This window comes from Gardnerella sp. KA01001 (assembly GCF_049244025.1).
GTDB classification, from domain to species: domain Bacteria; phylum Actinomycetota; class Actinomycetes; order Actinomycetales; family Bifidobacteriaceae; genus Bifidobacterium; species Bifidobacterium swidsinskii.
The window spans coordinates 1,531,585-1,553,323 of sequence record NZ_CP058366.1; the positions used below are offsets into that span (position 1 = coordinate 1,531,585).

Here is a 21,739-nt window from a genome sequence, read left to right on the forward strand (position 1 = left end):
GCTTTATAAGTGTTTCAAACTGTTTTACAAGAGTTCGTTTACTCGTTTTTGTACTGCATCATAATCATATCCTGCTTGAGTTAGACGCTGTTTTCGTGTGTTGCCGTTACCCCACGTGCCTCGGATTACTTCACGTGCAAGCTCATCAACCGACTTTCTATAGGCTTTAACACCAAGAAGTTCATTAACTTTATTTTGCACGCTCGTATAATCGTATCCGGCAGAAGTTAAACGGTTTTTACGCTCATTTCCATTACCCCAATCACCGTTAATAACTTCTCTTGCCACTTCATCAATGCTTGATGTTTGAGGAGCAGTGTAAGAGCCACCGTTTTGATACCCGTTTAACCCAGCGTTTTTTATCACGCTTGGATAATCAACGTAAGCATAATCCATGTCAACTCTTCCGGCTATCCCGTTAACACTGCCACTTGACGAGTATTGCCAAAGACCATACGAACCTTGATAGCTACAGTGCGTGTTCCACTGTGCGATCCACAAAGCGTAACGGTCTCTAACATGAGAAGACACAAGGTTATTAGCTACTGAAAGCGAAGTGTAAAAACCTGCATAATATCCGCAAGCTTCCAGCTTGTTACAAAAACTTGTAATCAAAGAATCACAAAAATCCCGTCCACGGTTAAGCTGGCTTTTTTCTTCCAAATCAAAGTAAACAGGATACTCAAAACTCTTACCTGAAAGTATGTTCACGCAGCTTTGAGCCTCTAAATCCGCCTCACCTGCAGAGCTTGCGTACGAATACCAGTAAGCTCCCACATCAAGACCGGCTGTTTTTGCTTTACGATAGTTTTCCTCAAACCACTTGTCTTTGCATCCGATACCGTATCCTGCTCGAATGATCACAAACTCAACGCCGGATGCTTTCACCGCGTTGAAATCAATGTCACCCTGCCATACTGATACGTCTATTCCTTTTTTACTCATGAGTATTGTCCTTTCTGTCTTTGTCGTGTAATTGTTCTAAAACGTTTTTTAATTTCTCAGGCACGGGAAGCCCCAGGTGAGCCGCGTTTTCAATGAGTGAAAGTCCTTCGTTAGATAGGTAGAAGAAAATTACCGCGGTTCTAATCACGCTTCCTTGCTTAATAACCTGAAAATCTATAATGTTTGCTATGCCAACAAGCATAAAAATGAGCACCTTTCTAAAGATGCCCTTAAAACCCACGCTACTTGAGAGCTTTTTATCAATCGCCGCACACATCACGCCTGTGATGTAATCGGTTACCACAAATAAAAGAAGTGCGAGGATTAAACCATCGCACCCGCCTAAAAAGTATCCCAGCCAGCCGCCTACTACTGTGAAAGCCAACTGTAGTGTATTCCAAAATTCTTTCATTCTACCGCCTCCTTAATAAGATCAGTTACATCTTCTACCTGCATAAATGTAATAATTACCGGTATTTCGTTTGAAGGTTTATCCCCATAACAGTAAATCCGCCAATCACTGCCGATTGCCATAGTTAGTTTGCAAACCTCCTTAATATCTCCCATGCCATAAAACCTCATAGACGGAAGTCTTTCAAAGTCGATTTTTATATCAAGTGCTACATTCTGTTCCTGCGCATTGTTGGAGTACTGTTCTTTATGTGGCTTGTAATATTTTTCGTAAAAAAAGCCATACACATAACCATCTAGTACTTCCTGCCAAGAATCAGGTGTAATAACCCATTTGAACTGCTTGGGGAGCTTAGGCATTTCCTGATGTATCAGCAGCTTTGTTACGAAATCCACGTATTCACGGTTAACGATTTCTTTTCCTCTGGTGTCCGGTATATAGGTTGGTGTTTGAACAGTCGGTTTTCCCGTAAAAGCAGGACTGTCCAGTGTGGCAAATTTTTCTTTCAGTTTTTCTATCAGCCTAAGTAAACCTTCTTTGCCTAAAAACTTGTCTGCCATAAGCTTCACCTACACAAACAGTGCATCGATTTCTTCATTGCTGATACTTTTAACATCTTCTTTTTTCACATAGTCGCTTAAATCAACTGATGTTGTACCGATTTTTTCAAACCTGTCGTTTACATAAATGTACTCATCATACGCATCGTTTTCGCCCTTGTTATCGCTTATAAGATAGATTGTTGCCTTATCACCTGTCTGAGGCAGGCTATCAACCACCTTAAAATCAATTGATTGAATGTTGCCGACAAGATGCTTTACCTCTTCAGTAAGGTCTGTCTTTTTCACATAATTCGCTGCGTCTTCCAGCTGTTCTACTTTTGTCGGTAGTGCACTTGTTTTCGCATACGCGTCAATGCCTTGAAGATTTTCTACGTTTGTCACAATGTCGGTTTTCTTCGCGTATTCTGACGCATCTGTCAGGTTTTCCACCTTGGTTGGCACTGAAGATACTTGTGCATAGTTTGCCGCATCACTTAAATCCGCAACTTTCTTCGGCACTGTTTCCAAAGCTTTTGTCAGCTCTTCTTTTTTCACAAAGCTTTCCTTGATTTTCTTCCAAACGTATAAAAGTCCGTTGTTATCTAAAAATTTAGTTTGCATAATAATTTCCTTCCTTATTTAAGTAATTCTTCGAGTTCAATATTGCTGATAGAGCAAAGTCCCAGCTCTAAAAGCGTTTTATTGCCTATAAGCTTTACTTGGTTAATTTTCGGCAGGTTAGTAAGCCTGTTGTAATCCGTTGTTTCTTCGCCTGTTACTTTTATGATGCTTTCAAAAGATGCGCTCATATCTGTATTGTGTTTAAAACTTGCCTGTAGTTCTGCCATTAAATCTCACCGTCCTTTACTATTTCTTCAGCTGTTGTTCGTATCAGATTTGAAGCGATAGCCGTGTTGTCGGGAAACTTGGCTCTGATTTGAATCGTGACAATACCGTCTTGAAACAAAAGTGTTTCTTTCTGCGTGAGATTTACTGTTACAAGCGTCTTTTTAATACTCACATCCTCTAAGCTTTTTTCTAAAACAACTTTTCCGTTTTGCTTATAGCTAACAAAAAGGACAGATGCGTTTTCTAAATCCACATCTGTCCTGAACACGTTTGTAGGTGTTGTTCCTCTATACATAAGGCTTTCCTCCTTATGGTTTTTCTTCTTTTTCTGCTTTAAGTTTTAGGATTTCCTCGTTTAGTTTTTCTAACTGTTCTTCGTAATACTTTGTGTTTTCCTCACTAAAAGCAACATGTTCCATCGTGTTTTCAGCTATCAGAGCTGAGCGTATGTCAGCTAAAACTGATGCGATTATCCCTTCAACCATGTAGGTCGGGATAGGGATAGTTTTTTGCAAAGACACTATCTCATCGCTTAACTTCGCTCTAAACTTCTGTGTAGCTATCGCATAGTTAATGGTCGGCTTTTCCATCTTCCACCTCCTTTTCCTCGATTAGAATATCCAGTTTGTGATTGATGTCTTCTATCATTTTTGCGTACTTACTGTTGCTGATAAACTGCTCTAGTTCCATACTCTCATCAACAGTTTTAGCGACTTTTATGTCACTGTTTTTAGTACCTTCGTTTATCACAACTTCGTTTGTGTTAATAATAAGTTCTGCCATATTCATCTCCTTAGTTGTAGAAAGTCAAGTCCATGAGGATACCGTTTTTAAATACCATGCGCCCGTTTTCACCCCATCTTCTTACTTTGCCGTACTCATCCACATCAAGCACCTGCACATAATGAATGGTGGCCGTAGTTCCAAATCCTTCTTCCCACTGCGGTTTTATAACCTTGAAACCGTGGGCATAAAAGTTGCAGCCTAAATGCAAGCCATACTCGTCATACATACCGTTTGAGCGTGAAAAACAAAGCATGGTGTTCAGCTCGTCATGATTTGATGATTTTTGTTGTGCGAAAGCCATATATTGACCCTCGTAACTCAAATCAAACTCAAGACCCTTACACTCTTCAACGTAACGTTTATGATTCGTGCCGATCATGCCGACATATGAGCCTTCACGATAGAAACGGTTACCGCTTTCATCAAAGACTGCACGCTTGTGATACTGGTCAATTGAGCCATTGTAAAGACCTATTTGTCCTGCAGTGATTTGAACATAGTTGCTTGACTCGTTAAATCCAATCAGAAAACTGTTGTAGTTTTGCCGCATAAACGAACCGAACTCACCCTTTTTCACCATGGAAGTAATCGAGTCTTCAACAATAGAAACTTTAGATATAGCTCTGTCAGCTGTATCTTTAGCCGCCTGAATGTCTTTGTCACTGACTCTAACCCAGTCAAACTCCAGGTAGCTGTCAAGACTCTCATTTGACGTATACCGCCATAGTTTTCTCGTATTATCCTGATACGGATCATGCTCTGACTCAGGATAGTTGCTGCCTGACAGTTCTATTATGTTTCCGGCATCGTTAGGTAAAACCGCTAAACTATCTTCAACTTCTTTTCTTGAACCGCTTTTTCTTATCGCATCAATCTTAAAACCGTAATAATCATGGCTTGAGCCATCGCTTCTAAAATAAAGCCAAAACGTATTGCTTGGCACAAAGATGCTTTTATCTGCTATGTCCGCACCGCCGAGTTTCGGTAAAACGTGAATCTTACCCTCAGACTCATAGAAAACTTCCACCCAATCATAGTTTGCGCTTTCCGTACGGCAATTACTGTTAAACTTAATCTCTAAGCAGTCTCTTTTAACCCGATACCTGTAGGCGTAGCCTGTTTGAGTGTCGAAGAAAAAATCTCCCACGTGGTTTAACTTCTCACTTCTGCTTGTCCAAGAGTTAGCCGGAGCATTAGAAGAGTAGGGAGTATACGTGCCGTAATAGTTACCGTTTTTCTGCTCCAGTTTTTGATTAACTGTTTCAACACTTGATTCAATCTTTCGATCCGTTACGGAAAACTTGGTGTTAACCTCGTTTATCGTATAGTAGCGTTTAAGTTTCTCATCATTATCAGAAATAGCTTCCTGTTTTGCGTTACTAATCTGCTTTTCCACCTGTGAAGTGTAAGAAACTGAAAGTTTTTCCGCATCAATCGAATGCCCGATAATTCTATCTCCGTAAACACGCCCGTCTAAAGTAATCGCCGTATTGTAAGGTCCTGCAAAACCGTTATGGCTTCCGCCGATCCCGTTCATATTAACCTGTAATACTTTCGTAGCAGTATTCTTATCAGGCGTATCCATATAAAGGTCTCTTAGCCACCTGCCTGAATCATCATATTCTGTTACCTTGTAGCCGCCTGAGGTGATGTTCATCTGTGCTTTAATATTGTTGATTTCACTTTGCACGCGCTCATTGTCTATTTTTCTTGTTGCAAGGCTTTCTTCACGCAGGCTTTGCACACTATCATGCGAGCTTTGCACGTAGCTTCGTCTGGTTTGACTGCCCAGGACGATTTTCATCTCACCGGGTTTTTGCAATGGAATAGACTGTCTCATCACGGGAAATACCCGATCCATGCCAAAAGGTGATGCTATGCACCTAACTCTGTCTCCACATTCAATAGTTTCAAAATCAAGGTCAAACTCGGATAAGTCAACCGCGCTTAAGTTAAGCTCTGTCTGTTCGAACTGATTATCTTTAAGCCAAAGAGAGGCTTTACGTAACAGGTTTTCAGGAACAGCAACATCATCCCATCTAACGACTTTACAAACCCAACCAAACGCGCTCTTGGCCTGAGTGGAAACAAGATAATTCTTCCCATTATTAACGCTTGTAATATCAGTGTATTTTTTAAGAACCTCGTTTTTGCTGTTTTCACTTTCCAGTTCTTTACCTAAAGGAATAATCGCTGTAGAAACATCTTCTGCCGATAAGTTTTCAGTATAATCAAGCAGGTTCAACCCGAACTCAACCGGCTGTTTCGCCATTTTACCCATTTCTTCCAAGCAAAGATAATCAAGGTACAGCCCGTCTTTTTCTCGTCTTAGCTTTAAGTATCCTCCCAGCTTATCAACCATTTTTCCCATAATCGCTTCAAGCGTGGTTTCAAAATTGGTGAACCTGTACAAGGAATTATTGGGATCTGTCACGCTGACTTTTCCGATATGAATCTTCTTCCTATCATCCACCTGCTCGTTATGAATGTTTAGGAATTTTTCCAACAGTTGGTAAGGTGTATGATCATGATATTCTCTCTGCGGCTGAATACTGTCTGCAAGATACGTTAAAAGACCTGCGCATACTACTTTCTTGTTTTGGTTTAAGTCTTTCTCCTGTTCTCTTACCTCTCCGGTAAAAATTTCTTTCTCACCTCGATACACGCTCACCACTGATTTTCTGTTAAAAAACTTCTCATAGCAGGGATTTTCTTTCGGACACGTAAACACAAGCGTGCCTGCAGTGTTAAGCTCCACGTTAAGCGTCGCGTCAAGAAGAACATTCTTAGTGTCGCCCGGATAATACAAGGCTGTTTCATCAAGAGTTATTCTGTACAATTTATAACCACCCCCTTAGGTAGGAAATATCAAGTGTGCCTGTGCCTTGAAACGTAAGCGTCATATTATTTTCGCGTGTCCTAAGTTCAGGGAAACGAGATACGCCTTGTTTTAGACTGTAGGTTTTTCCTTTAAAATCAACGCTTATTGTGCTTAGTGTTTTATTAGTAAATTCAGGTATAAGCGTCATATCAAAATCACGGGTAAGCCTGATTTCTTTCCCGTCTTTAACCTGCACGTTTTTTAACGTGTACACGCCACCTGTTTCCATGTCTAAAACACTGTGCTTATAAGGGTTTAGCCTGTAGTTAAGCGTAATCGTTTCATAGTTTTTATCTGATTTAAAATCACTTACCCACACTCGACCCTGATAGTAAAAGGAAGATTCAGCGTCCAGCACAAGGGTTGTTTTAAGCCCGTGAACATCACGTTTAAGCTTCTCGTAAGCTTTCTGCCACACGCCTTTATCCGCGACAATAAATTCAAAACTGCCTTCACGCATTTCGTATAACACTTCACCTGCTAAACTTTCTGTAAGATCAAAACTTCCCAATCTTCCGGGTACTTCCAGATAGCTAAACCTTGGGGATGGTAGATTAACATGTGGCTTAAGTGTTGGAACTAAGCCTAAATCCTTAAAACTATGTAATTTTCCTATTGTCATCCCATACACGTTTACCACCCCCTTGTTTTTCTTGTTTGCAGTTTGAAAAGCTCACTGTCCATCTTGTTTGCAATACCGCCTACAAGCTCGCCTGAGTCAAGCACAATACTCTGGTTGGAAAACTGTGGGAAATATGCGTCCATGATCGCTAGAATCTGGTTCATAACACTAAGCATTTGCGTGTTTGCTCCCGCGCTCATATTCTGCAAAGCATCAAGTCCCATAATCACCTCAGGGCCTTTTTCGCCGCCGCCAAGCAAATGCCCGTTTTTCTCACCGAAGATAGTAGCCCCGTTTAACAGCATTGGCTTATCCATTGCTTTCTTATACCAGTCGATAGAAAGATACGGTACAGACGGTGGTGCGAGTGAGAAGTGTCCTCTAATACTAAAATGAGGCAGTTTAATATGAGGAAGACTAAGTCTAATACCTGCAAAAAAGCCTGTTATCGCGTCAACTACTGCTTTAACCTTGTTTTTCGCCGCTTCAATCGGAGTGATGATAGCGTTTTTAATACCGTTCCAAATTGATACGGCCGTGTTTTTAATACCGTTAAAAACGTTGCCTACAACGCCTGCCACCGCGTTAAACACTGTAGAAACCGTATTTTTAACCGTGTTTACCACGTTTGTTATAACACTGCACATTCCATTCCATATCGTTTCAGCCACCGATTTTATACTGTTAAAAACAGAGGTTACAACACTTAAAATCGCATTGAACACGCTCGTAAACACGCTGCTTATAGTGTTTAGCACGCTTGTTATAAACGACATAATCGTGTTCATAACACTTGTTATTACACTGTTTATGGCTTCAAGCACGCTGCTTACCGTGGTTTTAATCGCATCCCATGCGCCTATAATCACGTCTTTACAGTTTTCCCAAATAAACCTAAACGGTAGTGTGATAAGCGAAAAATAGCCTTTGATAAGCTCTACGATAAACATGAGTGCTACCGTGAGCACGTTTTTAATCGTATCCCACACGCCGGTAAAAACCTGAACTAAGCCTTGCCACACGTTTTGGAAAAACTCCGAGATGTTTTGCCAAATACTGCTCACGCTCTGGCAAACACCCTGCCACAGGTTTTTAAACCATTCGCTTATAGCACCCCAGTTTTTAATAATCGCAATAATCGCCACAACCGCGGCAATAATCGCCGCAATAATACCGATAATAGGAAGAAGTGAAACGTTTAACGCACCAAACCCTACAGCCGCCGTTCCTGCTGCTGTCCCTGCCACCGCTGTTCCTGCCGCACTTGCTCCTCCTGCCACACCTACCGCAGTAGTGGCTGTGGCTGTTCCTCCAAGAAGTCCGATTAACCCTCCCAGAGCAGAAGTGATTGTTCCAACAGCACTAATAATTTTTCCAATCACAATGAGTACAGGACCGACTGTTGCCGCAATAAGCGTGATTTTTACTATCGCATCCTTCATTCCCGGAGACAATCCGTTCCAAGCTTCACTTAAAGACTTCATACAGGAAGCGAACTTTTCAAGCATAGGCTGTAAAACCGTTGCAAGAGAACTGCCAAGATCTGCTCCCACGATTTTCAGACTATTCATTGAAGTCTTAAACTTATCTATCGGATCAAGCGTTTCGTTAAACGTTTTCTCCACACTGCCGGCATTATCTTTAAGGGAAGTACCAAGCTCAGCAAAAGACAGTGAACCGTTTTTACACGCCTGATAAATAGCCGCGCCCGCACGCTTACCAAACAGCTCATAAGCTACTTTTAAACCTTCAGTGTCGCTTTTCGCATTCACCATACTGTTTTGAATATCCTCTAAAGCCTGTTTCATAGGCGTGCCTTTAGCTGTAGCAGCAGCCAATGCTTTAGTTAGAGCTGTCATAACCTGTGACGTGTCAGCACCGGACATTTCAACATTACCTAAGAAATTAGCAGCATCAGATGCACTAAACCCAAGCTGCTGTAAGGAGGCACTGTTAGTCACCATGGTTTTAGCAAGCGTATCCATGCTGACACCGGTACGCTGACCTACAGCGTTCATCGTATCAAGTAAAGCCCCGGCATCCTGTGCTTTAAGCCCAAAAGCAGCCACAACTTTCTGCGTGTTATCAACAGCCGTGGAAACGTCCATGTTGTTAATTTGAGCAAATTTAATAAACCTGCCTGACAGGTCTTCAAGGCTTTTACCTGTTAAACCGAATCTTGTGTTCACCTCGCCGATAGCAGCACCTGCGGTTTGAAAATCAGTAGGAATACTGGTAGCAAGATTTTTCATACTATCTTGCATACCCTCCAGTGCTTTTCCTGTTGCGCCTGTTTTAGTAACAATCGTATCCATGCCCGCATCAACTTCGTTAAACGCGGCTAACGATGCGGCTCCAAGCCCCACAATTGGTGCGGTAACATGCGTGGATAAGCTTGTGCCGACCTGGGCTGTTTTCTCACCGACACTTTTAATTTTATCCCCGGTTTCTTTCATAGAAACTGCTAACGCTGATGGGACTTTCTTTGCCTGCTGTTCTAAATTTTTAAGATTCTGCTCGGTTTCAATAATCTCACGCTGCAGAGCATCATACTTGTCTTTACCGAGATCCCCGTTTTCAAGCTGTACTTTAGCCTGCTTATCAGCCTGTTTTAAAGCGTTAAGTTTCTCGGAAGTGTTTGCTATTTCCTGCTGCAACAACTGCTGTTTTTGTGCTAAAAGTTTAGCGTTGGACGGATCGAGTTTTAACAGCCTGTTTACGTCACGAAGCTGAGCTTGCGTGGATCGGATAGTCGTATTCACGTCTTTTAACGCTTTATCCAAGCCTGTGGTATCTCCACCGATTTCAACGGTAATACCTTTAATCCTGTTTGCCATAACTTCACCTCCTTTTCTCTTAATTTAGGAATAAAAAATTCAGGTATTTTAACGCCTTGCATAAGAATGTTTGGTTTTCGTCTAGAACCTGTCGAATTCTGCCTGGCTTGCGAGCCTATCGTATTTCACACTATCGTTTGCTTTCTCAGTCCACATGTCTAAAATCATGCCGATAGTTAAAAGATCAAGTTCACAAATGCTTATCCCGATTTCTGTGCATCTAAGAAGAAATAACGCGGTTGTCATTTCTCTTGTAGTTGACGTAACTTTTTTTTAGATTGAACCTGTGTTTGTAAATTCGCACCCCAAAGCTCAAGAATTTCAGGCAGCACCTCGTAGATAGAAAACATTTCAAACTCATCGAGCCATTTTTCAATCGTTTCAGGAATCGTGTTATCCGCATGGTAAGCCATGATGTAAGCTACGTTTTCAAAAATCTCCAGATCATCAATCTCAAACCCGGTGTTTTTACTCTTATACGATTTTTCAAGCTTGGAAAGATCCTGAAAAATATCACGCTTGAATTTGATACGATACAGTCTTGGAATAGTGGCAGAAGAACGAAACTTCACGTCTTTGCCACCGATTTTTACTGTTTTTTCAATCATATTCACCACTCCTTTTACTTAGGTTTAACCTCTGTCATGTTTTGAGGAACGTACACGCTCTTATACCAGTTAGCGTAAATTTCATCAGATGTCGTATCCCCGCTACGAGATTTAACAAGCCCATCTTCTCTAGGATCAGCCGTAAGCGAGAGTGTTTCAGTACCCGGTTCTATCGTGTCTTCCTTAGTTTCCGAAGCGATAGACGGCCTTGAAGCCGAGCAGTTATAAAGCACATGGCGGATTGCTTTAACATCACCGTCAAACTCAAAAAGAAGCGCGAACTTTTCCGCTTCACCGGTAGTTGCTTTTTCTACCAGCACACCGTTTTTATCAAGTTTTTCTTTTAATATTTCCGTTCTAAACCATTCAGGTATAAGAGCCATTTCCAAGTCGCCACTGTAACCGTTATTCGCAGTCGAGCGGAAGTAGACAATCCCGTCAGCGTAAAACGGTGAGGATTCACCTTCCGCATCAAGGCTTATGCTCACAGCTCCCGGAATAGGTTTAGGCGCATCATAGTTAAAACTTCCGCCTGCGTCTTTTTTAAGTTTTGCCGCGTACACGTTTTTAAGATTGTATTTAACCTTGTTTCCCATTTTCTGTTACCTCCATTTCAAAAATGTAGAGTGTTTCATAAAGCTTTTCCGACTCTATGAACGTCTCTGTTTTGTTATAAAAAATGCCGTGCCTATCAAGCACGGCTTCAACTTTTTCTTCCAGCACGGGGTTCTTATAATCTGTGTATAGTTCAATATGAACTTCGTTTGCTTTAAAATACGCTTTCCCGTCTGCAGAAAAATTACTGCTTGCAGGCGTAAGAAACACAAGAAACGGTGGGGAAGGTGATTCTCCTTCAGCAAAATGATGGTAAGCAAAAGGAAAACCTATCTCTCTCATGATGCTTAAAAGTTTAGTCATGTTCTACCGCCTCCCTTATTTTTTCTTCGAAACTTTTAACCGCTTTTTCTTCCGCAAGCTTAATGTGTGCTCTTGCTTCCACACGTCCTCCGCCTCGTTTAGCGTGACCGTACTCTAACAAGTGTGTAAGCTGATACTTGTTTTTTGAGTGAACTACCAGTGTGAGAGCGTTTTCTGTTTCTTTAACAGTTTTCAGCGCCCAACTTTTCGCATACTTACCTGTGTGTTTCGGAGCAGTGTTTTCTATATCTTCTTTAACGGTTTTACTCACGTTTTTAACTGCTTCTTTTACTTTCTCACTCGTAGTATCAGCGTAAGTTTTAAGCTCTTTTATTATCCTGTTTGAAAGATTATCTACTCCTGTTTTGCTCACTTTTTACACCTCTTACAGTGAAGTTTCAGGCTTTTCTTCTTATAATTCATGTGGTCAACACCTAAAATCTCATAAACCGTATCATGAAAAATAACACGATACCTGGTGGATGATATTGCAGCTGTTTCTTTCGAATAGCGGATAGTAAAATCTATTTTTGACTCATCCCACACGTTTCCTGCCGAAGTCTGCTCAGATGGACTTTCAGCACTCACCGTAGCGTAACACTCGTAATATTTACTCCACTTAATCTTATGATTACCAACATCATCAACTTCAACACTGTTTTTAAGCAGCATAATACGCTCGTTTAATAAACCTATTCTCATTTAAAACCCCGTTTTTCTAACAGTAAAAAGCATCGAACGTAAAGTGATAGTTAGCGCGTGATGGTCTGCTTCTTCCCGATGCTCATACAAGTAGCCTGTAGCGTATAAGACTGCGAGCCTATACTCATCAAAGTTTTCACTAATCAAACTAGTATCGTTTTTACGAGCTACTCCCTGGCAGAGTTTTTCAGCAGAACGAATAAGGGTGTTGATAAGCTCATCATCTTCTCGACTATCCACCCTAAGATAGTTTTTTGCTTCCTCAACTGTAACTATCATCAACACCCCTCCTTAAACCATCTTTTTAGGCTGCTACGCTTGTTTTAACAGGTAGAATCTGCACTGCTTCTTTAAGCACGAGTTTGCCGTCTACACGCTCTTTAGCGACGAAACCTATCATGCCGTTTCCAGCGAAAAGCTCGGTAAGCTCTTTAAACGAACGTGAACCACGGTCGCCAATGTTGTAGTACGAGTAGTCGCCAAAAGCCACCATGTTTTCAGGCGCGTAAGCAGACGTGTATACCGGGTATCCGAGAATCCTGTTCGGCTCATCATCCTGGTATGAAGGCTGCCAAACGTATGCGCCGTTATTGTCTTTAAGTTTTCGTATGCTCGCGACTGTTTTATCGTTCATAATAAAACTCGCGTTTTTACGGTATGGTCGCCTCAAAGCGTGAATAAGATCAATCAAATCATCAGTTTTAATACCGGCAGTTTCTTTAAGGAACGTGCCACCGTCTTTCTTATTGAAAATACCAGTCGGTTTTCCCACGCCATCACCGTTAAGAAAAGCGTCTTCCTCAGCGTTAGCCAACGCCATGCCGAAGGATGTGAGAATATGATTCTCGAGGTTAAACGCATTATCATACAAGAGTTCTTCAGTAACTTTTACCGCCACGTGAAGCTTATGAGCGTCAAGCAGGATTTGCGCAAACTTGGAATCACCAAAGTTAAGGCTTGCGCCTTCTTCAATCCAAGCCGCCGCAGGATCACTCATCGCAACATTAATCTTATGCTCGCCACTAGTAGTAATCGTGGTAGCAAGAGAGCGAATAATGTTTTCTTCTTTCAACGTTTCAATCAGACGATTATCATACTCTTCCGGCACAAGATACCCACCATCAGCGTCCACGCCTTCCTGCAACACGTTATCGACTCGTTTAAAATTACTTCTAAGAGCTGTAAGCATCGCCTGCTTATACTCGTCACGCGCACGACCTTGTTTTTCAAGGTTCACACCTGTTTTCATAGGTTTTGCAACAATCGCCTCGGATGTTGGTTTTGAAAGCTCCTTATCCATTACTTCCATCTGCTCCAAACGATCAATTTCCATACTGTAAGCTTTCACTTTCGCTTCCATCTCATCATAGGTTTTCGCGTCTTCTTCTGAAATAAGCCCGTCCTTGTCACGTTTAGACTCAAGGAAAGCTTTCGCACCCTGCCAAGCCTTATTACGTTTCTCAACCATGTTTGAAATACTGTTCATCATATTTACCTCCAATTTTTGATTAAAAAAAGACGATCCATAAGATCGTCTGCACTAATATTGTTTGTTTCCTTACCGCTTATCCGGCAGGCTTTACATATTTTTTCCAATAACGTGTTTTGCACGCTTAATTTTGAATACAATGTTGAAACCTGTGGTATGCCAATATCAGCGGTTTCACCTCTAGTTAAAACACCGTCAGCGAACCCGAGTTCTACCGCCTTGTTAGCATCCATCCACGTTTCCGAATCCATTAAATGCGACAGTTTCACACGGTTAAGCCCTGTTTTAATCTCGTAAGCGTTAATAATGGACTCTTTGACCTCATCAAGCATTGATATTGCTTTTTCCATTTCGCTTCTGTTGCCAAAAGCAACCGTCATAGGATTATGAATCATAAGCATTGACACCGGGCTCATATAAACCTTTGTCCCGGCCATCGCAATAACCGAGGCCGCCGACGCAGCAATACCATCAATCTTTACCGTCACACAACCCTTGTAATCCATGAGCATGTTATAGATTTGTGCCGCAGCCACACAATCGCCGCCAGGCGAGTTAATCCACACTGTAATATTCCCACTACCAGCGTTTAACTCGTCTTTAAAAAGTTGTGGTGTAATATCATCATCAAACCATGATTCTTCAGCAATCGTACCGTTAAGAAACAGCGTTCTCTCCAATATTTCATTTGACTCCTGATTTTGCTTTTGGTTTTTCCACTGCCAAAACTTCCTCATTACCTTTTTCCTCCTTTCCGCTACTGTTTGCGAACGCTCCCGCACGGTTAAGCGGGAGCATGTTGCCGTTAATCAAATACAAGTCACCACCCTCACAGGCTGGAATCTTATCCAAGTTTTCTAACTGTCTAATATCGTTTGCGCTCATCCAACCGTTTTGACGAGCGGTAGCATAACCATTCATACGACTCTGATAGTCTCCTCGAAGAAGACCATCAACGTTAAACTTCACATAATAGGTTTCTTTCTCCTTATCAGTAAAAAGCCGTCTCGTAATAGACTGTTCAAACCGCGCTACCCAAGGATCCAGCGTGTATTTCACAAACTCCAGCGACTGCTGCTCAATATTAGAAAAGCTTGATTTTTCTAAATCACCAACCATGTGTGGTGGGACTCTGAAAATACGAGCGATCTCGTTAATCTGAAACTTACGAGTTTCAAGAAACTGTGCTTCGTTAGGCGAAATAGAAATAGGCGTATACTTCATGCCTTCCTCTAAAATCGCTATCTTATGCGAGTTAGAACCCGAGAACCCCTTATTCCAACTATCCCTCATACCAGACGGATCTTTTACTGTTCCGGGGTATTCCAAGATGCCGCTTGGTGTAGCACCGTTAGCGAAAAACGATGCACCATACTCTTCCGTAGCTATCGCCATACCGATAGCGTTTTTTGCCATCGCAATAGGCGAATAACCAACAAGACCATCAAAACCAAGACCGGGAATATGAAGCACGTCAAAAGGTTTAAGTTTCACACTCGTTTCTTTACCCGCTAAAACATCACTATCATTTAACGTATACTCGTAAAAAATTTGACCACTCTCATCCCGGTCAACTCTCATACGATCAGGCATTAAAGGGTATAAGCCCAAAACCTCGCCTTTACCGTTTCGAATAATCTGCGCGTAAGCATTACCCCATAACAGTAGATGCGTCATCAAGGTTTCTCTAAACACGAAGCTTGTCATTTCAAGATTCGGCTCATCATGAAGCACCTTATACAAAGGATGTTTAACCGCTTTAGCCGTACCCGTACTCGTCCGCTCATACACGTGAAGCGGCAGACTCGCCACCGCTTCAGACAGGATACGCACACACGAGTAGACAGCTGTCATCTGCATCGCTGAACGCTCATTCACCCTCTTACCGGACGAGGACGTACCCATTAAGAAACGATAACCGCCGCCTAACATCTTGTTTTCAGGCTTATCTCTGCTCTTAAAAATCTTACTGAAAATGTTCATACGCACCTCCTTACATGAATAGGATTCCTCGACTGTCATACACACTTTCCGTATTTGCATTACCGCATCTGATAGCACGGTCAAGTGCCATGATGGTTGCGATAGCACCATCAATTTTCTCGGTTGATTTTTCCTTATCGCATTTAATGTTTCCTGCAGGATCTGTCCTAATAAATATGTTGTCCATGTTCCAGCGAAGCACCGGATGCCCTGCGTGTGCGATTTTCTGCTCGAGTGTAAGCTTCATAAGCTCCTTGGTAGGCGGACTCATATCCTTGAATCCCTGTCCGAACGGAACCACGGTAAACCCCATGTTTTCAAGGTTTTGCACCATTTGTACCGCGCCCCAACGGTCGAAAGCAATCTCACGAATATTGAAACGTTCACCTAAAGTTTCGATGAATTTTTCAATAAACCCATAGTGAACAACGTTCCCTTCCGTAGTTTTAATAAACCCTTGTTTTTCCCACACGTCATAAGGCACGTGATCTCGCTTCACGCGTAAACTCAAGGTTTCTTCAGGCACCCAAAAATAAGGTAGAATACGAAACTTATCCGACTCATCTTCTGGTGGAAAGACCAAAACAAAGGAGGTAAGGTCGGTGGTGCTTGAAAGGTCAAGACCCCCGTAGCAGACCCTGCCCTCGAGTTCTTCCTCATTCACCTGAAAACCGCAAGCATCCCACTTTTCCATCGACATCCAACGAATAGACTGTTTCACCCACTGGTTAAGACGAAGCTGACGAAAAGCATTCTCTTCACCGGGATTTTGCCGAGCCGACTCGAAAGCAGCCTTAACTTTCTCCATTTGAACCGTCACCCCAAGAGAAGGATTAGCTTTCTTCCACACCTTAGGATCAGTCCAATCATCCGAATCTTTTGCACCATAAATCACGGGGTAAAAAGTTGGATCAATTTTCCTACCCTCAAGAATATCCACTGCTTTCTGATGCGTCTCATAGCAGATAGAATGCGTATCCGTACCAGCCGTGGTAATCAGAAAATACAGTGGCTGCATGCGAGCATCCCCGGAGCCTTTAGTCATCACGTCAAACAGTTTACGGTTAGGCTGCGTGTGAAGCTCATCAAACACGACACCGTGAATGTTAAAACCGTGTTTAGAGTACGCTTCAGCCGACAAGACCTGGTAGAAACTGTTAGTTGGTAGGAAAATAATACGTTTTTGCGAAGCTAAAATTTTAACCCTACGATTAAGAGCCGGACACATTCTAACCATGTCCGCCGCCACATCAAACACGATCGTTGCCTGCTGACGGTCCGCCGCACAACCATAAACTTCCGCACGCTCCTCATTATCCCCACAGCATAAAAGCAGTGCCACAGCAGCAGCAAGCTCACTCTTACCCATCTTCTTAGGTATCTCAATATAAGCAGTATTAAACTGACGGTAACCATTCGGTTTCACCACGCCAAACAAGTCCCTAATAATCTGCTCCTGCCAGTCAAGGAGCTTAAAAGGCTTACCAGCCCACGTTCCCTTCGTATGCGTTAAACATTCAATAAAACTTACAGCATAATCCGCTAAATCCTTACTATACGTTGAATCTTCTTTTTTAAACTTAGTAACCTCGTATGCTTGCAACTTAAGCTCCTCCTTTCTTTAGGCATAAAAAAAAGACGCTTACTTGCGTCCACATCATTTTCTCGTCTTTCTTACGAGAAACAGGGCCTTAAAAGCCCTGCTACTTTTAATAAAACTTCAGTTTCTAGTTTCTAGCTTCAAGGATCATTTCTAAAGCCTCGTTTGCAATCTTATCTGTTGGCATAATATCCCAGCCTCTATCGTAGTTTGCGATAACCTTGTTATTGTTTTTCAAAGTAAGCTTGGAAATTCTTCCCTGGTTAATCCCATATTCGCTTGGCTCTTCAAAAACCTTCATACTGTAGCTTACAACCTGATCTTCTACTTTAAGCGTATCTTGTTCCCACATGGTTTTTCTCCTTTTTCTGTGCTTTTTGTTAGTACTATATATCACTCTAAAAGCACCTAATAGCAAGTCATAAATGAGAAAAAATCGCAGGTAATTCCACGATTTTTCTTTGGTTTAACCAATTTTTCTTTTTAATTTCTTGCCTGTTTAATCGCTTGGTAGGCTTTTTGAATATCCTTGTCCAAGGTTTCAGCATCCGCAAACAGTTCAAACTCCGTATCGTTTAGTTTTCCTTCGCTTACCTTCCAAAGCTCCTCGTGAGCTTGCATGGCGCAGGTTTTTGCTGTTTGTGCAATGTCGAGCATGCTGATAGCCGAACTAATTTTTCCTTCTTCAGCTTTTTTGATTGCGTTTAGTGTGTAGCGTCTGCAGGCTTTAACTTCGCTTGTAAGTCTTTGTAAGGTTTCTTTTTTCATAGGTTTTTCTCCTTTGCTTCTTTGCTTTTGCTGATACTATATATCACTCTAAAAGCACATATTATCAAGCAATAAATGGGATAAAACCGCTGGTATTTCCACTAATTATTGTTCTTACAAGTCGCTAATTTTTCGGCACTTATCCACGCCATAAACAACGCTTAACCCGCTTCCTGTTTCCCAAGAAACCATGATTGAACCCATATCATCAACACCTCGCACTCTGCCTTTAGTGCCGATAGGAGGTGCCTGAACATCATCCATTAAGATAAGCTCTACCAAACAACCTTTAGGATAAGTTTTTCTAAGCTTTTCAACCTGTTCTCTACTTACCGTTCTCATCATTCACCTCTTTCGTTTCTAAAAGCACATGAGCCTTGTAAATGGGAAAGCAGAATCTTTCTATCCTTTTTAAACTCATCTCCAATAAAGCCGAGCCTAAGAAGAAAACATCTGAAGGCATACTTATCGTTAACCGGCTTATGTTTAGTTTCATTCACATGTTTTACTTCCAAGCTCATTTTGCAAAGAGCCAAAATAAGCTTCATGTAAGTATCCATATGATCTTGGCTTACATCTTTAAACCAGGGAAAACTAACTGTTTCATCGTTTTCTTCTATTTCAAGGCTTGTCACATCGAGTGCTTTTTTGATTAAATCACCCTTGTTTTTGATGATTTTTCTAAGCTTAGTCACATCAAGCTTATCTTTTGGAAACTCGACTGTAAGCATGCGTGTGCTTTCATCTTGTGTTTTAGGAAGGCGTATACCATAGTCGCCCTCAAGTATTTGTTTTAGATCCTTTAGGTCTTCAGCATCCGTAGATGTTACTGTCCCGGTTTTACCAACTGTGAAAGGACCTATCTTGTAAGCCATGCTGGGTGTTTTCAGATACGCGGCTTTAAGACCTGTTAAGTTTTCTATTGCTTGTATGAGTGGTTTTCTTTTAGAACCTTTTAAACCATATTCTAAGCTCATTTTAATACCTCCTTTAGGTTTTTCCTTGTGTATATACATCACTCTAAAGAAGGTATTTAGCAAGTCTTATGTGCTTTCTTTTCCCTGAAAATAAGCGATATTTTTGAGAACGAAATACACGCAGGGAAGCGCCACGCCGTTGCCCCACATCTTGTATTCTGCCGAATCAGTGTGAGGATTTTTAAGCCATTTGATTATCTGGTTTTTACTTTTCGGCTTACAGGCGTTCGTGACTAGTTTTCGATGTGTTTCAAACACATCCTGCCAAAAGATAAGCTCTTCATCGCTTGGATTTTCTGTTTGAAGATTATCACACCAACAGTCAGGAAAGCCCTGCAGTCTTGCACATTCTTTCGGTGTTAAACGTCTAACCACATAGTGTTTATCCTCATTCATATCGTTTACGACAGGAGGATCTTTATAGTCACTTGCCACAAGCGTGTCTGTCATTTCAGCCCGAGCATTCGTGTGATGCGAGTTTTTACTCGTAGAATACACTATTGCAAGACCGCCTTGATTAGCTTCAGGGGAGTTTAGCCCTGTGTTAATTGTTCTTGCCAGTTTCGTTTCATACACTTTAGCACGCTTGTTTTTCGTATTGAGTGATGTTAAACGAACATCAAAACAGGTTTTATCACAAACCACAAAAGGCTGATTATTCCCACCAGTTCCAAACGTTGAAAGCACGGTTTGAGACACGCTAAGAGGCCCTTTATATCGTGAGTCCTGTCCGTGATTTTCAAACACGAGCGGTGGATGGTTTCCCACGCTTGCTGTAAGCGTACCGCTTTTGTTTTCAAACACGTCCATTCTGCTTCCACCCTGATCGTTCAAACAGTATCTTTCGATTGCATCACCAGTGCCTGTTTCAAAATATCCGGCAGTTTCTTGCCACGGCTTTCCGCTCGCCGTAAAATCCCCAGGCAGGCTTTCTTGCTCAAATAATATTTTTCCGGCACTTTGTCCATCAAAATCTGCGACAAGAAAGATACGTTTTCTTCTCTGGGGTACTCCGAAGTATGAAGCATCAAGTACCCGCCATGCGAGTGAGAAATCTTCTGCCATGACAAGTCCTGCACTGCTCCATTTTTCAGGTCTAAGAGCATTAAACGAATGTCCTTTGACAGCACAGATTTCTTTGATAACTTTCTCGAAGTCTTCTCCTTTATTTGAGGAAAACGCTCCCGGAACGTTCTCCCAAACGATATATCTTGGTTTTTGTCCACCTGTTTTCCTCCTCATCTCTTTAATAATCCGAACCGCTTCAAAAAACAGGTTCGAGCGAGAACCGCTAAGACCTGCCCGTTTACCTGCAATCGACATATCCTGACATGGGCTTCCAAACGTGATAATATCAACCGCATCCACAGCATCGCCTTTAATCTTTGACACATCACCTAAATGCTTAACATAAGGCAATCTTTTAGTGGTAACTCTTATAGGAAACGGCTCGATTTCACTTGCCCATAAAGGTTTAATCCCTATAAGCGTAGCCGCTAAAGGAAAACCGCCCGAGCCATCAAAAAGGCTGGCGAGTGTAAGTGTTTTACTCATCGCCAGCCTCTTTCATCATTTCAATTGCCTGCTTAAAGCTATACTGTTTCCCATCTCGTATAAGAAGCACGTCCTTGGTTTTATCATCGTGAAACTTCATATACCGTTTAACCGCAACATCAATAAATTTAGGTTCAAGCTCCACTCCAAAACAAACTCTGCCAATCTGCTCACAGGCTATAAGCGTAGATGCCGAACCTAAAAACCCATCTAACACAACACTGTTTGTTTGCGTACTTTGTTTAATAAGATAAGCGATTAACGGCACGGGCTTACTGGAAGGATGCCCACAGCCTTCTTCCTTCGAGTTTTTAATCCCATCGAACTCAAACACGGCTGTCTGTTTCTGATCGCCATACCACTTATGTTTACCGTCTTTACGCCAACCGTAAATAATCGGCTCCATGTTAAACTTCCAGTCCGTTCGCATAAGTGGAGCTCTCGGCTTTTTCCAAATTAAACCGGCTGCAACCTTAAACCCCGCGTCCTCAAAAGCATCGTAGAAAACACGTGCTTTCATGGTCGCGTAAAACTCGTAAATAGACGCGTCAGCTGCCATAGAGTTTTTAAAGTTGGTAAAAACTTTCATTAAAAACTCGTAGCCTTCTTTATCGCTTAAATCATCATTTTTAATTTTCCCTGACGCGTTTTCAAGGTTCACGAAATAAGGTGCGTCCGTGCAAACAAGATTTACTTTCGTTTCACCCAGCAGTTTTTCAAACGTGGAAGAATCGGTTGAATCACCGCAAATAATACGATGCTTACCAAGCGTCCATATGTCACCTGTTTTAGAAAAACACGGTTCTTCCAGCTCTTTTTCAACATCAAAATCATCATCGTTTACGTCTTTATCAGCATCAAAAATACTGGAAAGCTCCGCCTCGTCAAACCCGAGAAGATCAAGGTTAAAATCAGCTCCTTCAAGCTCCGATAACTCGACTGCTAATAGCTCATTGTCCCAGCCGGCGTTAAGTGAAAGCTTATTATCCGCGATAATATAAGCACGCTTTTGTGTTTCAGTTAAATGATTTTCTTTCACGCACGGAACTTTTTTAAGACCCAGTTTTAATGCCGCGGCAAGCCTACCATGCCCTGCGAGAATCGTATTATCCTCAGCCACTAGAATCGGGGAGAGAAAACCAAACTCGCGAATACTTGCCGCTATCTGAGCTACTTGCGCCTCAGAGTGCGTGCGAGCGTTTCTCACATACGGGATAAGCTCACTTACGTCAGCCAAATAATACTGCATCTCTTTTTCCATAAGCT

The 21,739-nt window shown here is 41.9% G+C and carries 27 protein-coding genes; all 27 read right to left on the minus strand.

Translation table 11 applies throughout. The annotated features are described in order from the left end of the window. Positions 1–24 precede the first annotated feature (24 nt). The 27 genes from HXT59_RS06235 to HXT59_RS06365 all read right to left on the minus strand — a co-directional run bounded on the left by HXT59_RS06235 (position 25) and on the right by HXT59_RS06365 (position 21,734). Complete coding sequence (locus HXT59_RS06235) at positions 25–945, minus strand: GH25 family lysozyme (RefSeq protein WP_421784285.1); 921 nt, start codon at positions 943–945, stop codon at positions 25–27. Continuing rightward, positions 938–1,357 (minus strand): phage holin family protein, encoded by a 420-nt coding sequence (locus tag HXT59_RS06240; protein WP_064340487.1) that lies wholly within the window; start codon positions 1,355–1,357, stop codon positions 938–940. The genes HXT59_RS06235 and HXT59_RS06240 overlap by 8 nt, the downstream gene beginning before the upstream one ends. Further along, positions 1,354–1,917 carry a hypothetical protein gene (locus HXT59_RS06245; RefSeq protein WP_233186102.1) on the minus strand — a complete coding sequence of 188 codons (564 nt, stop codon included), beginning with the start codon at positions 1,915–1,917 and terminating at the stop codon, positions 1,354–1,356. Before HXT59_RS06245 ends, HXT59_RS06240 begins: the two co-directional genes overlap by 4 nt. Before the next feature lie 9 nt (positions 1,918–1,926). Continuing rightward, a complete protein-coding gene (locus HXT59_RS06250) occupies positions 1,927–2,520 on the minus strand; it encodes a hypothetical protein (protein WP_064340489.1) in 594 nt (197 codons plus the stop codon). Between the two features lie 14 nt (positions 2,521–2,534). Next, complete coding sequence (locus HXT59_RS06255; RefSeq protein WP_020757763.1) at positions 2,535–2,747, minus strand: hypothetical protein; 213 nt, start codon at positions 2,745–2,747, stop codon at positions 2,535–2,537. Then, positions 2,747–3,043: a hypothetical protein gene (locus tag HXT59_RS06260; protein WP_064340490.1), complete on the minus strand. Its 297-nt coding sequence runs from the start codon at positions 3,041–3,043 to the stop codon at positions 2,747–2,749. The genes HXT59_RS06255 and HXT59_RS06260 overlap by 1 nt, the downstream gene beginning before the upstream one ends. A 13-nt stretch (positions 3,044–3,056) precedes the next feature. Beyond that, positions 3,057–3,338 (minus strand): toxin, encoded by a 282-nt coding sequence (locus HXT59_RS06265; RefSeq protein ID WP_421784286.1) that lies wholly within the window; start codon positions 3,336–3,338, stop codon positions 3,057–3,059. Continuing rightward, the gene (locus HXT59_RS06270) at positions 3,319–3,531 is read right to left on the minus strand and encodes a hypothetical protein (RefSeq protein ID WP_257983762.1); all 213 of its coding nucleotides are present in this window, start codon (positions 3,529–3,531) and stop codon (positions 3,319–3,321) included. Before HXT59_RS06270 ends, HXT59_RS06265 begins: the two co-directional genes overlap by 20 nt. Before the next feature lie 10 nt (positions 3,532–3,541). Next, the gene (locus tag HXT59_RS06275) at positions 3,542–6,373 is read right to left on the minus strand and encodes a phage tail protein (RefSeq protein WP_421784287.1); all 2,832 of its coding nucleotides are present in this window, start codon (positions 6,371–6,373) and stop codon (positions 3,542–3,544) included. Between the two features lies 1 nt (position 6,374). Next, positions 6,375–7,037 (minus strand): hypothetical protein, encoded by a 663-nt coding sequence (locus tag HXT59_RS06280; protein WP_421784288.1) that lies wholly within the window; start codon positions 7,035–7,037, stop codon positions 6,375–6,377. Between the two features lie 11 nt (positions 7,038–7,048). Further along, on the minus strand, positions 7,049–9,874 hold the full coding sequence (locus HXT59_RS06285; RefSeq protein WP_421784289.1) for a phage tail tape measure protein: 2,826 nt from the start codon (positions 9,872–9,874) through the stop codon (positions 7,049–7,051). A gap of 242 nt (positions 9,875–10,116) precedes the next feature. Beyond that, positions 10,117–10,482, minus strand: coding sequence for a hypothetical protein (locus HXT59_RS06290; protein WP_421784290.1), 366 nt, complete (start codon positions 10,480–10,482; stop codon positions 10,117–10,119). 14 nt (positions 10,483–10,496) lie between these two features. Further along, positions 10,497–11,078 (minus strand): major tail protein, encoded by a 582-nt coding sequence (locus tag HXT59_RS06295; RefSeq protein ID WP_421784291.1) that lies wholly within the window; start codon positions 11,076–11,078, stop codon positions 10,497–10,499. Further along, positions 11,062–11,400, minus strand: coding sequence for a hypothetical protein (locus tag HXT59_RS06300; protein WP_421784292.1), 339 nt, complete (start codon positions 11,398–11,400; stop codon positions 11,062–11,064). Before HXT59_RS06300 ends, HXT59_RS06295 begins: the two co-directional genes overlap by 17 nt. Next, positions 11,393–11,773: an HK97 gp10 family phage protein gene (locus tag HXT59_RS06305; RefSeq protein WP_421784293.1), complete on the minus strand. Its 381-nt coding sequence runs from the start codon at positions 11,771–11,773 to the stop codon at positions 11,393–11,395. Before HXT59_RS06305 ends, HXT59_RS06300 begins: the two co-directional genes overlap by 8 nt. Next, positions 11,770–12,102 carry a phage head closure protein gene (locus tag HXT59_RS06310; protein WP_101890256.1) on the minus strand — a complete coding sequence of 111 codons (333 nt, stop codon included), beginning with the start codon at positions 12,100–12,102 and terminating at the stop codon, positions 11,770–11,772. Before HXT59_RS06310 ends, HXT59_RS06305 begins: the two co-directional genes overlap by 4 nt. Further along, positions 12,103–12,381 carry a head-tail connector protein gene (locus tag HXT59_RS06315; protein WP_101890255.1) on the minus strand — a complete coding sequence of 93 codons (279 nt, stop codon included), beginning with the start codon at positions 12,379–12,381 and terminating at the stop codon, positions 12,103–12,105. A 25-nt stretch (positions 12,382–12,406) separates the two neighbouring features. Then, positions 12,407–13,591 carry a phage major capsid protein gene (locus tag HXT59_RS06320; protein WP_101887634.1) on the minus strand — a complete coding sequence of 395 codons (1,185 nt, stop codon included), beginning with the start codon at positions 13,589–13,591 and terminating at the stop codon, positions 12,407–12,409. A gap of 2 nt (positions 13,592–13,593) precedes the next feature. Continuing rightward, positions 13,594–14,328: a head maturation protease, ClpP-related gene (locus HXT59_RS06325; RefSeq protein WP_421784294.1), complete on the minus strand. Its 735-nt coding sequence runs from the start codon at positions 14,326–14,328 to the stop codon at positions 13,594–13,596. After that, the gene (locus HXT59_RS06330) at positions 14,276–15,574 is read right to left on the minus strand and encodes a phage portal protein (protein WP_421784295.1); all 1,299 of its coding nucleotides are present in this window, start codon (positions 15,572–15,574) and stop codon (positions 14,276–14,278) included. Before HXT59_RS06330 ends, HXT59_RS06325 begins: the two co-directional genes overlap by 53 nt. A 10-nt stretch (positions 15,575–15,584) precedes the next feature. Beyond that, positions 15,585–17,177, minus strand: a complete 1,593-nt coding sequence (locus HXT59_RS06335; RefSeq protein WP_421784296.1) for a terminase large subunit — start codon at positions 17,175–17,177, stop codon at positions 15,585–15,587. 124 nt (positions 17,178–17,301) lie between these two features. Continuing rightward, complete coding sequence (locus HXT59_RS06340; RefSeq protein ID WP_048730052.1) at positions 17,302–17,526, minus strand: DUF7678 domain-containing protein; 225 nt, start codon at positions 17,524–17,526, stop codon at positions 17,302–17,304. Positions 17,527–17,657: 131 nt separating this feature from the next. Beyond that, a complete protein-coding gene (locus HXT59_RS06345) occupies positions 17,658–17,942 on the minus strand; it encodes a hypothetical protein (protein ID WP_048730054.1) in 285 nt (94 codons plus the stop codon). A gap of 114 nt (positions 17,943–18,056) precedes the next feature. Further along, entirely contained in the window at positions 18,057–18,284 is a 228-nt protein-coding gene (locus HXT59_RS06350) for a DUF4314 domain-containing protein (RefSeq protein WP_421784341.1), read from the minus strand. Continuing rightward, complete coding sequence (locus HXT59_RS06355; RefSeq protein ID WP_421784297.1) at positions 18,284–18,919, minus strand: virulence protein; 636 nt, start codon at positions 18,917–18,919, stop codon at positions 18,284–18,286. The genes HXT59_RS06350 and HXT59_RS06355 overlap by 1 nt, the downstream gene beginning before the upstream one ends. A gap of 66 nt (positions 18,920–18,985) precedes the next feature. Further along, positions 18,986–20,473 carry a DNA (cytosine-5-)-methyltransferase gene (dcm, locus tag HXT59_RS06360; RefSeq protein ID WP_421784298.1) on the minus strand — a complete coding sequence of 496 codons (1,488 nt, stop codon included), beginning with the start codon at positions 20,471–20,473 and terminating at the stop codon, positions 18,986–18,988. Beyond that, positions 20,466–21,734: a site-specific DNA-methyltransferase gene (locus HXT59_RS06365; protein ID WP_421784299.1), complete on the minus strand. Its 1,269-nt coding sequence runs from the start codon at positions 21,732–21,734 to the stop codon at positions 20,466–20,468. The genes dcm and HXT59_RS06365 overlap by 8 nt, the downstream gene beginning before the upstream one ends. Positions 21,735–21,739: the final 5 nt, after the last annotated feature.